Consider the following 295-nt stretch of genomic DNA (forward strand, 5'->3'; position numbering starts at 1 on the left):
CGAAGAATATCACTCCGGTTCAGAGTGCTTAGCGGCGTATAAACCACCTTGAAAATGTTTTCATTAAGAGAATCGGCAAAGCGCCGGATGGTAATGGTTTTTCCCACACCTGGATCACCGGTCAGCAGCATGATACCGCCCCTGCGTTTCATGTATTCCAGCCGTGCAAGCGCTTCCTTGATGACCGGTGTATCAACCATATCTGCGGTGCTGATCTCCTTGTCAAAGGGATATCGTTTAAAGCCGAACCAGGCCGGCAGGTCTTTCATTTTTTCACCTTTGCGTCGGCATAAGA

1 protein-coding gene is annotated in these 295 nt (G+C 49.2%); it reads right to left on the reverse strand.

Features of this window, described 5'->3' with window-relative positions:
* The coding region (locus ACYQ2M_RS25470) for an AAA family ATPase (RefSeq protein ID WP_459919201.1) at positions 1-269 on the reverse strand (269 nt) is incomplete at its 3' end.
* Between the last annotated feature and the right edge of the window lie 26 nt (positions 270-295).

The organism is Desulfocicer niacini (genome assembly GCF_054657595.1).